We start from the raw sequence: 15,076 nt of genomic DNA on the forward strand, positions 1-15,076 counted from the left end.
CCGTACTCAATAACTGAACAAAGCCGCTGGGAATCTTAAAGCAGTGGTATAGCTAAAATCTATTAGCTTTTAGCTATAAAAAAAAAACACCAACACGTAATCCCCAATAAAATAAAACTAAAAGCTAGTCATGATCGTAGAAGACGAAGAACTACGCAGCCTTTTTAAAACGGCAAGTGAAGAACATTTACAGAAACTAAATGACGGTTTACTGCATTTAGAAAAGCACCCGGAAGACCAAGCCAGATTAGAAGAATTACTAAGAGAAGCTCACAGCCTCAAAGGGGATTCTCGAATGCTGGGCGTGCGCGATGTAGAAACCCTTACCCATCAACTAGAACATATTTTGGGATGTGTTAAACGCGGTGAGACACAGCTGACAGCCCAAACGTGCGATCGCTTGTATCAAGGCTTAGATGCTATGTGCAAACTGGTACATGAAGCCGTCACAGGCGAACCAGCAGGCATCAATACCTTTGGCGTCCTTGCCCACATGATGGGAGCTGATTCTATCAATCCAGCCAAGCAAAACAATCACAACGATCGAGTTCAGGAAGAAGTTGAAGCAAATACCGTCACAATAGCCACAACTTCCGAAGCGCCCCCACTACAAATAGATTTAGAGATATCGCCTGCACCATCACCATTAGAGACACTACTAGCACCTTCCTCACCACCCGCACCAGTAGAGGCGGCACCATTAGAAGTGGAGCCTCCCCGCCCCACTCCTGCCGACATTAAAGCCGAAAAGACCTTCTCCAACGGTAGAACCGCCACCGTACCACCCCCAGCAGCAAACGAACCCTACCGCATCGAAACAATTCGCGTCGAAACCCGCAATCTCGATGCCTTGCTCACCCAAGCAGGCGAACTAACCGTCACCAAAATCCGCATTGCTCATCGACTGGCGGAAATTGAGGAAATTGTTGCCCTGTGCGAAGAGTGGAACCGCCCAACACTCCTGAGAACTTCAGCGCTGAATGTCCAGAAGGAAAAGCTAAAACCTGAGAGGCAATTAAATCCCTCTACCACTCAGCACTCAGATATAGAGGCGCACAGCAGTGCGTCCTTAGAAACTAAAGCCTTTGGGGAGCGCATGGGAGTTCTAGTCAACCAGTTAAGAAATGCCATCTACGAAGACACCACCAGACTGGATACGATTGCTAGTGACTTAGAAGAGGGAATACGTACCCTACGCCTCTTGCCCCTATCGACTATTTTTCAGATGCTTCCCCGGATGGTACGGGATCTAGCTAAACAGCAAAATAAAGAAATTGAACTAGCGATCGCAGGCGACCAAACCAAAGCCGACAAGCGCATCCTAGAAGAAATGAAAGATCCATTGATCCACATGATTCGCAATTGCGTAGATCATGGTATCGAAACACCAGCAGAGCGAGAAGCTGTAGGCAAGCCACCTACCGCCACAATTCGCGTCAGAGGCTACCAAACCGCCACGAATACTGTGATAGAAGTCGCGGACGATGGGCGAGGCTTAGATACTGCAAAGATTAAGCAGACAGCACTTAAGCGCGGAATCTGTCGGGAAGAAGAACTCGCCGCCATGACAACAACTCAAATTCACTCCTTGATTTTTGCCCCCGGCTTCTCCACCCGCACCTTTGTCACCGAAGTTTCTGGCAGAGGCGTAGGGCTGGATGTAGTTCGCACCAACGTCGAACGCCTGAAAGGAACTATACAAGTAGAATCTACCCCCGGAAGGGGATGCACGCTCCGAGTACAGCTCGGTATAAACCTAGCAACTGTGTCAGTGTTGATTGTGGAAGTGGGCGGCAGAGTTTATGCCCTGCCAGTGGAGTTTGTGCAACAAACGCGGTTGGTGTCTTCTGATGAAATTTTTTCTATTCAAGGCAGAGAAACTATTATTCAGGACAATCACCCTGTATCAGTAGCGCAGCTGATAGATTTGCTGGAATTGTCAGTAGTCAATGGCAAAACGACTGACAAGGGGCAACTGCTGTGCATTATTTTGCAGGTGGGAGAGGAGAGGCTGGGATTATTGGTAGATGCCTGTATAGATCAACAGGATGTCGTACTCAAACCTCAGAGTAAGTTACTCAAGCGGGTTCGCAATGTTGCTGGCGCAACTATTCTCGGAACTGGGGAAGTTTGCATGGTTTTAAATCCCCTAGATTTGATTAAATCTGTCCAAAAACGAACCGCAGCGATGACCCTGGCAAGAGCATTTGCCCAGGAGGAAAAAAGAAGATCAATTTTATTAGCGGAAGATTCTATCGCCATTCGCACTCAAGAAAAGCGCATTTTGGAGAATGCAGGTTATGAAGTGGTGACAGCTGTTGATGGATTGGATGCCTACAACAAACTAAGAACTCGTTCCTTTGATGCGGTGATATCCGATGTGCAAATGCCAAATTTGGATGGTTTGGGGTTTACTGCCAAGATTCGTCAGCATCAGGAATATAACGAATTGCCAATAATTCTGGTGACATCTTTGGCATCAGATGAAGATAAACGTAGGGGTGCCGAAGCTGGTGCCAATGCTTATATCACCAAGGGTACTTTTAATCAGGAAGTGCTTTTAGAAACCTTGAGAAGGTTTATTTAGCTTATGGCTAATAGTAAGTGCAATTCTTCAACTAGCATTTGACAAAATGGCAATAAAAGTTTTATTAGTAGACGATTCTCCTATTGCTATGACAATGCTGAAACGAATTCTGGCATTCTCCCCTGAAATTCAAGTGGTGGGAACAGCCGGAAGTGGTAAAGAGGCATTGGCGCTGATTCCCAGTTGTTTGCCAGATGTGATTTGCACAGACCTCCATATGCCACAGATGGATGGTCTGGAATTTATATCTGAAGTTATGGCAACGTATCCAAAACCAATTCTTGTGATTAGCACTTCAGTACAAAATGAGGATAAGCACAATGTTTTTCGGTTGCTAGAAGCAGGGGCGGTGGATATCTTCCCTAAGCCACGTGGTGGAAATGGTTCGGATTATGAGTTGGTAAAACAGGAGTTAATCAGTAAGATAAAAATCCTTTCTGGGGTTACAGTTTTTACTCATTATCGAAAGAAACCTTCAGTTGATACTATTCTTAATAATCGGGAAGCTGAGCCTCCCAACATTCGTTACAAAGCTGATCCTGGTAACAAGAAATATTCGATTTTAAATGGCCAATCCAAAATCCGAAATCGAAAAGATAAAATTATCACAATTGGTGCGTCTACAGGTGGCCCGCAAGCTTTGTACGCAATTCTCACTCAGTTGCCGATGAATTTCCCGGTGCCAGTGATTTGTATTCAGCACATCAGCGAAGGTTTTTTGCAAGGAATGGTAGATTGGTTGGCGGCTGAGTGTCAAATGCCTATAAAAATTGCTCGTGCTGGGGAGGTTCCAAAACCGGGAACTATTTATTTTCCCAGGGAGCGATCGCATTTGGAGTTTGATGCACAAGGCAGATTTTTGTATTCTTCCTCACCACCCCTGGGAGGGCATCGCCCTTCTGTAACGGTTACTTTTAAATCGGTGGCGAGTGTCTATGGTCAGGCTGCTGTAGGGGTATTATTGACGGGGATGGGTAGAGATGGTGCGGAGGGAATGCAGGCGATCGCGTCTGCTGGTGGTGTGACTATTGCTCAGGATGAGGCGAGTTGTGTAGTCTTCGGAATGCCAAAAGAAGCGATCGCGCTTGGTGCAGTCCAGCATATTTTACCCATCGCTGAAATAGCGTCGATGCTCACAAGAGTTATTAGTCCTTAGTCATTTCCAACTTTCTAATCGCTAATAGCTAATCGCTCATTAGTAGGGATTGGTTGTTCTTTGAGAATGGCGCTATAGGCAGAAGCAAGATTTTGTGCGACGCAAGGCCAAGAGTATCGACGGCTTACCAAGCGCCTACCATTTTCACCCAATTGCGATCGCTGTTTTGGAGAGTTGAGGAGTGAAGCGATCGCACCTGCTAAAGGCTCGACTTCTCCTTTAATAACCAGTCCAGCTTTTTCTGCGGCAATTTCTGGCGAAATTTGCACATCTGGAGTCACAATTACTGGTAATCCCGCCGCCATTGCTTCTGCTACAGCAACTCCAAAATTTTCCGAAAACGATGGCAAGACAAACATATCTGAACCTTGCAGTAGCAAATCTTTATCTTCACCAGTGACAAAACCTGTCATCGATGTGCGAGAAGCTAAGCCAAGCGATGACACTAAATTTGTTAAGTGTGTAATATAATTTGACTCTCCTGAACCCGCTAATATTAGGTGAAAATCATCTTTTTGGGCGGCAAGTCTGCTTAGCGCGTACACCAGCAAATCTGGGCGCTTTTTATAATGAAGGCGAGACAGAAATAGCACCACTGGCGTAGTTGATGGTATGCCGTAAATTTGGCGTAGTTTTTGTTTAGCTTCAGGGGAAATAGTAGGTCTATCGACTCCTAAAGGTAGGGTAATTGTAGGAGTTTTAATTCCAAATTTACGGACATCCTCTGCTTCGCCAGCACAAGTACAATGGATTGCAGCGGCAGAATTCAAATTGTGTCGCTCAATTAAAAAGGTGTAAATTTGTTTTTTCAGCTGACTTTGTGCCAATGCCCAAGGAGCCATCTGGCCTATAGTACGGACTATGTAGGGAACGCCTTGCCATCTAGCGATCGCGCCAGCACAAGTAGAAGCATAGGAAAAAAGATAGTGAGTTTCTATGATGTCATAGTCGCGGATGTGTAACATGAGCCAGCGAGTGAGAGCCGCAGAAAAAATAAATTCTTTCATCGGTGGCGAAAACCGAGGCAAGAACCAAACAGGAACTTGCTCGTATTCAATCCGTTGATTTAAAGGTACATCTAACAGTGTTGAACCATTATCATTCGTGGTAGCAATTTCCGCGTCAATACCGCAGTCTCGTAAAGCTTTTACCAAATTTAAAACAACGTGACTTGGCCCTCCCAAAGATGGACTTACGGAGGGAATAACGTGTAAAACTTTCACAATTGCCTCTATCAGAATTGCTACCTACTGATACAGACTTTTGTTATGCCATCAGGACGAATGGTTTCGGAGGTGTTTATAAATTATGAAGCGAATATAACAATCCGAATTTAATTATCAAATTTGGACGTAGTGGGTGTACAGGAACATGTATGTGTTGGGACAATTCAGGAATTGCCCTAACTTATACTATTTGACTTTATGCCTGCAACAGCAAAAAATCTAACTTCAACATACAACTATTCTTAAGTTAACCGTATTAGGTATTACAGCGCTATATCACAGTTTAATTGTTCAAAAGCTCTTGCACCCGACTTGCCAATTTTTGCCGATATAAATCCCAAGTTAATTGCTCAGCTTTTCGACGAGCTGCTCGTCCCATCTCTGCTAATTCTTGCGGATGGCAGTAGCACCACTCTAGTTTTTCCTTAATAGCTTCTACATCACGAATTGGCACAATAAACCCTTCCACGCCATCTGTGACAATATCATAACCAGCCGTATTAGGTGTTGTAATAACGGGAATTCCACAAGCCATTGCCTCTAAAAGCACTAAACCAAATCCTTCAACTAAAGAAGGAAAAACCAGAACATTTGCCGAACTATAGTATTGATTCAATAAGGTATGAGGTACAGAGGAGACATACCGAAAAATATCAGTATATTGAGCTAACCAGCCAGCCGGAAACTCATTAATTCCTACTAATAATAATTCCGCTTCTCTAAGTCGCATTTTTTGCCAAGCTTGTAATAAGTAATGCACACCTTTACGCGGCCCTACCCGACCCACAAATAAAGCTCGAAAAAGTTTATCGCTTTTGGGTTGTGGATGAAAATAGTCAATAGGCGAACCGTAGGGAATAACGCTTATTTTTTCCGATTTCACGCCAATATCTAACAAAGATTTTTTGGTGATAGAAGATGCTACAAAAATATGGTCTGATAACTCGACTTCCTGCTGTTTGCGTTCGATTTTCCAAGCCGGTTCTTTAACTGCCTGTAACGCTGGTGCTAAATCGGGAAATCGTTCAGATTCTTCTACTTGAATATCGCGACTCATGCGATAAAAAATAATTGGTAAATCGTATAAACAGAGAACGCCTTGCTGTTTGGCTGCTTCAAAGGTGACAGCGGCTCCATCTTCATAGGCATAAACTGCATGAATATTGCTAAGATGATGCTTAGCAACGTGGCAATCTAATGAACAATAGACCCAATTAATAGGCCCCTGATTTCCTAAACCTAATCGATGGCTTAAACTCGTTTTTACTAGCGCCAACCGCATCGCTTCTTGCCAGGGATGGGTTCGCATTGGTATACCAGCGGGGGTAATCCATGTCCGTCGCCCTAATTCATGAGCAACACGATTTCTAATTTGTTTGGGTAATAGACTTAAGTAGCGTGATATAGAACCTTTTGGGTTATAGGCAATGGTAGTGATTACTTCGTGGAGTAAGTCGGCTTCCCATAAAGCGATCGCAGCATTGCGAGAAAATGGACTACTGGTAGGGTGAATCAGGGAAATACGTGGATGAGACATTTTCTTGCAATAGTTGTTGTTCTCGATGCCAATTTTCTACTTGCTCTAATCGAGGTAAGAGAAAAATAAAACTACTGAGAAACCAGTAGTAAATTGAGAAAGTATGATTAAAAACCAGTTGACCATTAATCTGAATTACTTGAATGATAAAAGCTGCAAGTGCTAAGTGGCGCAAAAATGCTCGTTTCAATTTCCAAAAGACCAGCCAAAGAGCGATAATAATACTAACTCTTAATCCATACCAAAGAAAAAAACCAACAGGCCCTAATTCCAATATTACTCTGCCCATTTCCGATTCATAATAAGTGGGAATAACTTCACCGGATGGCAAACCTAATGCTTTCTTGAGGGCTGGGGCTGCTTGGTGTGTTGCACCAGTGCCATATCCGTCAAGTTCTTTGTATTTAATAAACTCAAAAGGCTGTGTAAAACTGCCCACAATGCGGCCGGATACATCTTGGTTAGAAGTTGTACGCAGCCAAAAAGCATTGATTGCTGGACGAAACCAGATAGGAGCAACAATAGCAACAACAATAGCCAATGGTAACAACTGTCTAAGGAAGCGCACCGTACTTATAGGACGGGTAAATGCCAGGAAGAATAAATAACCAAACAAAAATAAAACTTCACCAATTATAAGACCGCGAGCGCCAGTCATAAATGAGTTAACGGTTAGCAAAAATATTTCTATAACAGATGCTAACTTCCACCATTTGTACTGGGATGATGCCAGTAAGGGTATTAGTAAACTGAAGCATACTAGCAGGTAGACTGAGTAGCCACTTATGTAGGAGAAAGTTCCTGTAACCCTGACAGAAGATGTCACCCCGAATGTGGCTGCTGATGTCACTTCACCAGGAGCATAAACATTAAGAGGACTGGAAGCAGGAGCGAAGAATTGGGCAATACCTAAGAGGCAAACTGGGACTAAAAATAAAAGATGCGATCGCAAAAACTTATATAGCTCTTCTTCTGACTGAAATAAGGTAGGAATTATCCACATTAAAGGAAGATAAAATAAATAGCCTCTCATTCCAAAAAATCCTACCAAAGGCGACCCTAAACTAGGATTAAAAGCCTGAAACAAGCACCAGGCGGCAACTAAAAATATTATGATAGTGATCGGGTCATTTTTAATCGGCAATCTTCTCGCAGAAACTGAGGAACCATAGTAGGAAAGATAAGCGCCTAAAAGAACAAAGTCTTTCAAAAAATAAATCATATCGCTAGCTTGGGGTAAAACCCATTTTCGCACTGCACCCTCAATAATTAAGAGCGCAAATAGAGCTTTAAGAGTGCGCCGCCAGCTGAGGGATGAAATATAAATTATGACTAAAATAGCTACCGCACCAATTAGCAGTTTCACTTTTTTGCTGCCTCAATAACCTGTAAATATGCCTTGGCAACTTCTGCTTTTTTATGGCGTAATAAATGTGATTCGGCGTTTCTCCTGCAAGTCGATAATTTATCAGGATTAGTCAACAAGTCGAATAGCGCTTTCGTCAGTGCTTTAACATCTCCATTAGGAAAAGTCACTCCACAAGAACCAATGGCATCTTTTAGTCCGCCTCCCTCTGAACCAACGATTGCACAACCACAGGCAATACCTTCTAGTGCAACTACGCCGAAAGGCTCATCCCACAGTGAAGGAATTACCATAATTTGATGTTCATTTAGTATCTGTACTAATTCTTCTCCAATTTTTGAACCTAGAAAAACGACTTGTTCTGCCAGTGCTAAATCGTTAGTTTTTTGTCGCAGCTTTGACTCCTCCACCCCAGAACCAATGATGGATAGCTGAGGCATCATTCCCTGATGTTTCAATTCTGCCAATGCTTCAAGCAGCATCTCTACACCTTTGTCTGAAACTAGCCGTCCCAGAAATACAAATTCTTTGGTTTTGGCAATTTCAGGAATTACGCGGAATAAATTATCGCGGTATGGATTGGGGATAATTGTGGAAGGATGTGGCAAATGTTCAGCTATAGATTTGCTAATTGAAATTGATGTAGAAAATTTTACCAATAATTCTTTTAAATTTGCCTTCCAACCAGAAAAGTTACCACCAATATTATGTGGTAATTTAATCCAGGTCTGGTGCCTAATTATCCAGGGTTTTCGGCATATCAGAAGCGGCCAAGCATCTTTCAAAATAATACCATTGTGGAAATATACATCGCACCATTTTACGAGTTGGAAAAGCTTGGCAGGGCTTGGTTGCCTAATCACATCAAATGGAAACTCTAAACCATCAGCATCAATATGGCTACCTGGAGTTTGAGTAACAACTTTAATTGCGTGTCCAAACCGGGTAAATTCATGTGCCAAGACTTCTATATCTGTTTCACTGCCCCCAATGCTCGGATAAAATAGGCGAGATGACATGAGAATTTTTACCATAATGCTTATCACTTTGCCGAAATATTGGGTGCTTAATATAGTTAATGCGTAGGTTGAGCTACGAGATTGGTTTATGAGCGATTGCTAGTAAGTTATCGCTGTAACGAATACCCTTAAGCAGTCCTCCAGAAACTGTTTGCCATTGCAGCTTGGGAAAGTTGGGAATACCACCAACATTAGTAAAAACAAACTTTGGTGGAGAAAAGTTAGCTTCATTTAGAATGCGCTGAATGTCCTTGCGTAGAAGTGCGGTGATATGTGCCGGGTAACAAGTATCGCTGAAGGCGACAAAATGCCCTCGCAATAGAAGCGCTATCAAAGAACGCCAGCTTTCGTTATTAGGCGTACTAAAAATAAGTGTTCCACCAGGACGGAGTAATCGAAACCATTCCCTTGCTACGGATCTAGGGTTTTCCAGATGCTCGATGACTTCAGCTGATACAATCACATCAAATGATTGATTGGGAAGATGAATTTTATCGTTCAGATCCCAAGTGATCCATCTAATAGAATTATCTATGTCAACTGGACGCTGCATGATGTCAATGCCAGTGATGGAACTAAATCGATTTAATGTTTGAAGATGCTTAGTTAGATTGCCTGTACCACCACCAAAATCCAGAAGATCACCTTTGAGATCGAGCTGCGCCAACACCTGCTCAAATGCTGTGTAGATTGGTTGACTACTTCTACCACCGCTGATATCTGAAGCAAATTGACGCTGGGCTTTGAGACTTTGATTAATGCTCAACAATTGTTTTCTCTAAGTGTGCGGCAAAAGTTTTTGCGTGTACCAACAAGTTATGGGCTTGATACCAAGTACGGGCATTGTCTGCGATCGCTTGCACCTCCACCCAATTTTTACAGTCTGTAGTCTCCTTATCCGGAACCCAGTAATGTTTTCCTGCTTCTATGCCATCAGTTGGCAGACTACATCGAGAACTGGCGGGAAGCACTCCATGAGCGCAGTAAGTAGCAAAAATGGTAGATTTCGCCAGGAAGTTAGGGTGGTAGTTAAAGAAACCTGCCAGAGAATTTAACAGGATGCTGCTGATTTCTGTAGCAGACATCTGTCCCATCTCAACTATCGGCACGCCATTAACGGAAGATAAAGTTAGGCCTGTTGATGGCCCAATATCAAAGATTTCTGTAATTTCTAGCAGCTGACAGGCTAGCTCTAGTTCTGCCAGAGATTCTCGATAAACCTGTAGCCTTTTAGCGCGTCCTCCAAACACCACTAGGCGTCGGTTACGTTCTAGTAAAGGTGGCACCTGTGCTGGCTCCCCTATGTTGGAAAATACGGGGAGGGTGGAGATTTGGGTTTGTTTGCCTTGACTCAATTGATATAGTATTTCGGCATAGTGTTGTTTGCTGGTGAGACAGCGATCGCTAACTCTTGCCAGACGCGCCGCCAAATTTTTCTGTAGCGGCGATAACCAAAAGGAACTGTTCCAAAATGCACCAGAAGCATAAACTTCATGGAACATTGTTACTAAATACGTGTTATTTCCCGTACTCTTCCAACGTTCCAAGCCTTCAACTAACCAAGATGGACAGCCTCGTTTTGCATAGCCATAACCCACATAATGTAGCAAAACTGTGGCTGTATCGTTGGACATTAAAGATAACAGCTCGCTAGCCGAATGCACCTTTATTTGGCTAACAGGAAATCCCTCAATTTGTGGGGAAACGATGATAGAGCGATCGCTTACAATAAAATGGGTTTTTATCCCGTAATCTTTACCCAGTTGCAAAGCTAAATTTAAAGCATAATCACCCACTCCATCAATTGCTGGAGGCAGGCGGGGAACGATACAGATAATTGGTGATGAGGTGTGCATTACCTAAAATTTAAAAAAAGAATCGGTACTATTAGCTAGTAATATCAGAGGAGCGTGATAGTAAACAAATCATGCCAGTGTGTAGTTTTTTTCGCCAGTTAAGAGGTAGCGAGCGAGTAAAGCTTTCGCAAGCATCAACCCAGGTACGCGGCACAAGCTTGAGTACAGTCCCTAATTTTAAATACCCATTGGTGAGAGTATTGGTAAAAAGTCGGGTTTCTACAACAGTTAACCCCGCTTTTTTAGCCAGTAATTCAACTTCATCGAGATGCAATAAAAAAATATGTCCATCTGCATTAGGCTGAAATTGTATTTCTTCAAACTCACTTGGATCGGGACAATCCGAAAACTTAGGTAAACGGTTCTGAAAATATTCACCATTAGGCGTACTCATAACAATGTATCCGCCCACTTTAACCAATTGAGCAATTCTATATAAAAAATCATCAGGATGGGCAACGTGTTCGATAATTTCTGTAATTAGAATTACATCGAAACACCCTTTAAAACCAAGAGAAAAAATGTCTCCAGGTGCATAATGAATTACGCCGCGTTCCCACTTAAGCTTGACATAATCAACTAACTCTTCACGTAAGTCATTCCAAGTAACTTCATAGCCGAGTTCTGCTAAAGACAATGTAAAATTTCCCTGTCCGGCTGCTACATCCAATACTTTCGCCCCCGGTCGGGCAATTTTTTGAACTAATTCCAAAGTATGTTGGCGGCGATTTGCGTAAGCATAAACATATCCGCGATAACTCATCTCGCCATAGATTTCCAGCAAATCATATGGATAGCTATATTTCCAACTCTCACGCCAACTATCTTGCGGTTGAACTTTTTTCATAAGCCTGTTGAATATCAAGTAAATTAACTTTAAAAAATAGCTAAAAAAATAACCGCTGGTAATTAGCGCTATACTTTAGATCATCAGGCCGGCTACCGATGGGCTTGGCAGGAACACCTGCAACAATTGTGAAAGGGGCAACATCTTTAGTTACTACTGCACCAGATGCTACAGCTGAGCCTTTACTTAAAGTAACTCCAGGTAAAACAATCGCTCGCGTCCCAATGAAGACATAATCTTCAATATTTACTGGACTATGGCGGCCTTTAAAATTACTACTTTGTAAATCATGATCTGCTGTCAGAATACATACCTCGGCCGAAATCGAAACATTGTCACCAATAGTGATACCGCCACGGTTATCCAATCGACATTTTTGATTGATTACGCTACTTTTACCCATTTTAAAGTTGCTTCTTGTATCAAACCAAGCATCCATAAAGATGAGACTATCTGAACCAATTTCAAATCCCAGACAAAACCGGTAAAAAAACAACCGGATAAAATGGAAGGGGATATGAGCTACAAATCGATTAGTAAAATACAGAAGGCCCTCAAATAAAACTCTCTTTAGCGCCCTAATAGAAAGGGTGAATATTTTCATAAACCAACCTTAACTTGCATAGCCAGTTCATACAGTTGATTGAGTACATCCAGATGTTTCTGCATTGAAAATTGGGTAGGCACCATTTCCCTTCCTTCCTCTCCCAAATGTTTTGCTAAAGACCAGTCGAGAGCTAAACATTCAATATTTTGTGCCAATCCAGAAATATCATTTGGTTTTACAAGTAAGGTATGTTGTTGTTGGGCGATATACTCAGGTATTCCTCCTACTCGACTGGCGATGATAGGTCTACCAGCTGCGGCAGCTTCTATACTGACTATTCCTGCTGGTTCGTGCCACACTGACGGAAAAATGAGCGCCCTTGCTGCCTGGAGTAATTTAAAGATTTCCGGTTCATTTGCCCATCCATGAAATGTGACTTTTTTAGTAAGTCCTAGACGCTCTGATAAAGCTTGTATTTCTGTTTTTTGATAGCCATCGCCAGCAATATCTAAGTGAACTGGGACGTTGACTTTTTGTATTGCTCGTAACAGCCAGTCGAGTCCTTTTTGTGGCACAATACGTCCCATAAAAAGGAAGTGTGGCACCTCTTCTTGAGGTGGGGGGAAGTATTCCGGAAGTTTGGGAGCAGGGTAATAAAGGACATGAATCAGGTTCTCGGCGTAACCTAAACGAACCATTTGATCTTTGAGAAACTGGCTGTTTGCGATCGCATGAATATCAGACAAAACGCGCATCTCGTCCCAGGTACTCTGAAAATCAGCGTACAACTTATGCGGTCTAGCACTTCCACAGCGATCCACCAGATGTCCCCAGAGACACCCTGTGAGGCTGTAGATGCGATCGCACGGCTGATTAGAGCGTTTTAGATACTTGCCACCACTGGGACAGTAAGGTTTATGTCCGTGAATGGTGCGGATGGTTGCAATACGCTCGTCTGGAAGTGTACTAATGTCAGTGTGCAAATGCAAAATATCCAGCCTCAGTGCCTTTGCCTGAGTAAATAAATCCCTGTCATCGCGCACAAATATCGGTAGTTCGGTTCCACTATTTGGCACACTGGTAATTGGCTGATTATCCAGAAAATAAACAGCGTCACCTGCTGCAATTTGGGCGGCACTTAGACGGCGGATATAGGACGCAACTCCGCCTGGTTCCCAAATGCCGTACATATAATGTCCTATCCGCATAGTATTATTTTCTAACAAATGGATTTAGACTATACAAAAAACTCTTGGTTTATCAATGAAAATCTGTGGAGCTTGAAGTAAGCTTATAAAGACTTGTTGTACAGCTCTAAATGCTTCTTGACTACTGTTGACCAAGTTAAGGCTTTTATCCACTCGTAGCAGCGATTTTGATACTCTAAATATTCGGATGGGGATAAGCTAATAATTTGACGAAGAGCAGTAGCGATCGCTTCCCCAGAATTCTGTTTCACTACAAATCCCGTACTACCATCATCAACAAATTCAGACATTGCGCCCGCATCGGTACAAATCGCAGGAGTGCCGCAAGCTTGAGATTCTAGCAACGTGAAACCCATTAATTCTGGAACAGGGGTATAGCCACCATAACAGTTAGTATGAACAGAAGGTAAAACGGTAGCGATCGCTATACGATATTCATGCAGTAACCTCCTATCATCTGCATCGTGAACGAATTCTACAGGTAAACCAACTGCCAATTTTTTCAAGTCTTCGTAAAATTCTTCGTTATAGACTCTTCCAAGAATTGTTAACTTGTAATCTGGAAGATTTAAGAGGCGGAAAGCTTCAAGTAAATAATTAATGCCTTTGTGGGGTAAAATCCGACCCACATACAAAATCTTTTTCTGTTTTTCTAAAGATATATCCGGATAAAATCGCTCTGTGTTCATGCCACCTTTAATTAGAACTCCTTTTTTTTGTAGTTCAGCAGGAAGAAAATTAAAGCCAAAGCGAGAGTAAGCGATCGCATTACAATAGCCTCGAAACACAGGCATTTTATGATTAATTACAAAATCCCCACCCCCACCGTAATCAGTCACAAAAACCCGCTTTCCTAGCCAAGATGCTGTCAAACATCCTAAATCGGAAATAAGTGTATTTATATGGTGGATGTGAACTACGTCAGCATCCCAAATTGAAGCAAGATATCGAAAAGTTAGGGGATTGACCTTGTTATCATGAATAAAATAGTTAACCGGGTAAATCTCAATTTTGAGATTGTCTTGACAATAAGATTGGCGTTTTGAAGAAAAACTTACCAGCGTAGTATCTACAACCTCTGCCATAAAAGAAGCTAATTCTGTTGTATAGCGTTCACCACCACCAATGATTGATGAGTCATCGAAGTAAGTAGGGGTAATGTGAACAACTTTCATAAATTAAAATTAAATCCTTTGCTAGCTTCTAATTCCAAATAAAGATACCAAGCTGGAAAAATCCAAGCCCATCTTTGCTCATAGGTATGGGGAAATTTATTAGCTAACCGACTGATAATGGCTCTATTAAATCTACCTCCTTGAAATTGAATATGGCGGCGCTTAATAGTATATTTCGCATCTGAGTAGTAGGACAACTTGTGTTCCTGACAAAAGTAATCAAACGAAAAATAACTTAAATGCCACTTATGGGTTGGATCTACAAATGAATTAGCACAAGAAAAATGAGGTGTTGTTATTTTTAAAATTCCATTCGGTTCTAATATTCGATAAAATTCCTCCAATGTTTTAGGAATATCTTGTAAATGTTCTATCACATCAAAGCACTCAATCTCCGAGAATATGGAGTCATCAAATGGATAGGGTAATTCATCTAAATCCCAAACTATATCTGGTTCTACTTCAGAAGATTTATCCAGTCTTATTACATCAGGTTCTGAGGATTTACGACCACACCCAACTGATAATATATTCATTGCTTCATCCTGAAAA

13 protein-coding genes are annotated in these 15,076 nt (G+C 42.2%); 2 read left to right on the forward strand and 11 right to left on the reverse strand.

The genetic code is table 11. The features are described from left to right. Positions 1–130 precede the first annotated feature (130 nt). Both NDI42_RS04880 and cheB read left to right on the forward strand, forming a co-directional pair. Positions 131–2,587: a hybrid sensor histidine kinase/response regulator gene (locus NDI42_RS04880; RefSeq protein ID WP_190458378.1), complete on the forward strand. Its 2,457-nt coding sequence runs from the start codon at positions 131–133 to the stop codon at positions 2,585–2,587. A 46-nt stretch (positions 2,588–2,633) separates the two neighbouring features. Next, positions 2,634–3,743: a chemotaxis-specific protein-glutamate methyltransferase CheB gene (gene cheB, locus NDI42_RS04885; RefSeq protein WP_190458379.1), complete on the forward strand. Its 1,110-nt coding sequence runs from the start codon at positions 2,634–2,636 to the stop codon at positions 3,741–3,743. A 14-nt stretch (positions 3,744–3,757) separates the two neighbouring features. Here the strand turns inward: cheB and NDI42_RS04890 are convergent, their stop codons facing one another. The 11 genes from NDI42_RS04890 to NDI42_RS04940 all read right to left on the reverse strand — a co-directional run bounded on the left by NDI42_RS04890 (position 3,758) and on the right by NDI42_RS04940 (position 15,060). Next, positions 3,758–4,966: a glycosyltransferase gene (locus tag NDI42_RS04890; RefSeq protein ID WP_190458380.1), complete on the reverse strand. Its 1,209-nt coding sequence runs from the start codon at positions 4,964–4,966 to the stop codon at positions 3,758–3,760. Between the two features lie 286 nt (positions 4,967–5,252). After that, the gene (locus NDI42_RS04895) at positions 5,253–6,506 is read right to left on the reverse strand and encodes a glycosyltransferase family 4 protein (RefSeq protein ID WP_190458381.1); all 1,254 of its coding nucleotides are present in this window, start codon (positions 6,504–6,506) and stop codon (positions 5,253–5,255) included. Next, positions 6,466–7,872 (reverse strand): hypothetical protein, encoded by a 1,407-nt coding sequence (locus NDI42_RS04900; protein WP_190458382.1) that lies wholly within the window; start codon positions 7,870–7,872, stop codon positions 6,466–6,468. The genes NDI42_RS04895 and NDI42_RS04900 overlap by 41 nt, the downstream gene beginning before the upstream one ends. Beyond that, positions 7,869–8,906 carry a glycosyltransferase family 4 protein gene (locus tag NDI42_RS04905; protein WP_190458383.1) on the reverse strand — a complete coding sequence of 346 codons (1,038 nt, stop codon included), beginning with the start codon at positions 8,904–8,906 and terminating at the stop codon, positions 7,869–7,871. The genes NDI42_RS04900 and NDI42_RS04905 overlap by 4 nt, the downstream gene beginning before the upstream one ends. Positions 8,907–8,964: 58 nt before the next feature. Next, positions 8,965–9,657, reverse strand: a complete 693-nt coding sequence (locus NDI42_RS04910; RefSeq protein ID WP_190458384.1) for a class I SAM-dependent methyltransferase — start codon at positions 9,655–9,657, stop codon at positions 8,965–8,967. Then, positions 9,647–10,747, reverse strand: a complete 1,101-nt coding sequence (locus NDI42_RS04915; protein WP_190458385.1) for a glycosyltransferase family 1 protein — start codon at positions 10,745–10,747, stop codon at positions 9,647–9,649. Before NDI42_RS04915 ends, NDI42_RS04910 begins: the two co-directional genes overlap by 11 nt. 31 nt (positions 10,748–10,778) lie before the next feature. Continuing rightward, positions 10,779–11,594, reverse strand: a complete 816-nt coding sequence (locus NDI42_RS04920; RefSeq protein ID WP_190458387.1) for a class I SAM-dependent methyltransferase — start codon at positions 11,592–11,594, stop codon at positions 10,779–10,781. Between the two features lie 40 nt (positions 11,595–11,634). Continuing rightward, positions 11,635–12,198 (reverse strand): acyltransferase, encoded by a 564-nt coding sequence (locus tag NDI42_RS04925; protein WP_190458389.1) that lies wholly within the window; start codon positions 12,196–12,198, stop codon positions 11,635–11,637. After that, a complete protein-coding gene (locus NDI42_RS04930; RefSeq protein ID WP_190458391.1) occupies positions 12,195–13,349 on the reverse strand; it encodes a glycosyltransferase family 4 protein in 1,155 nt (384 codons plus the stop codon). Before NDI42_RS04930 ends, NDI42_RS04925 begins: the two co-directional genes overlap by 4 nt. Before the next feature lie 83 nt (positions 13,350–13,432). After that, entirely contained in the window at positions 13,433–14,524 is a 1,092-nt protein-coding gene (locus NDI42_RS04935; protein WP_190458393.1) for a glycosyltransferase family 4 protein, read from the reverse strand. Further along, positions 14,521–15,060 (reverse strand): class I SAM-dependent methyltransferase, encoded by a 540-nt coding sequence (locus NDI42_RS04940; protein WP_190458395.1) that lies wholly within the window; start codon positions 15,058–15,060, stop codon positions 14,521–14,523. The genes NDI42_RS04935 and NDI42_RS04940 overlap by 4 nt, the downstream gene beginning before the upstream one ends. Positions 15,061–15,076: the final 16 nt, after the last annotated feature.

The sequence above is a fragment of the Funiculus sociatus GB2-C1 genome (assembly GCF_039962115.1).
GTDB classification, from domain to species: Bacteria; Cyanobacteriota; Cyanobacteriia; order Cyanobacteriales; family FACHB-T130; genus Funiculus; species Funiculus sociatus.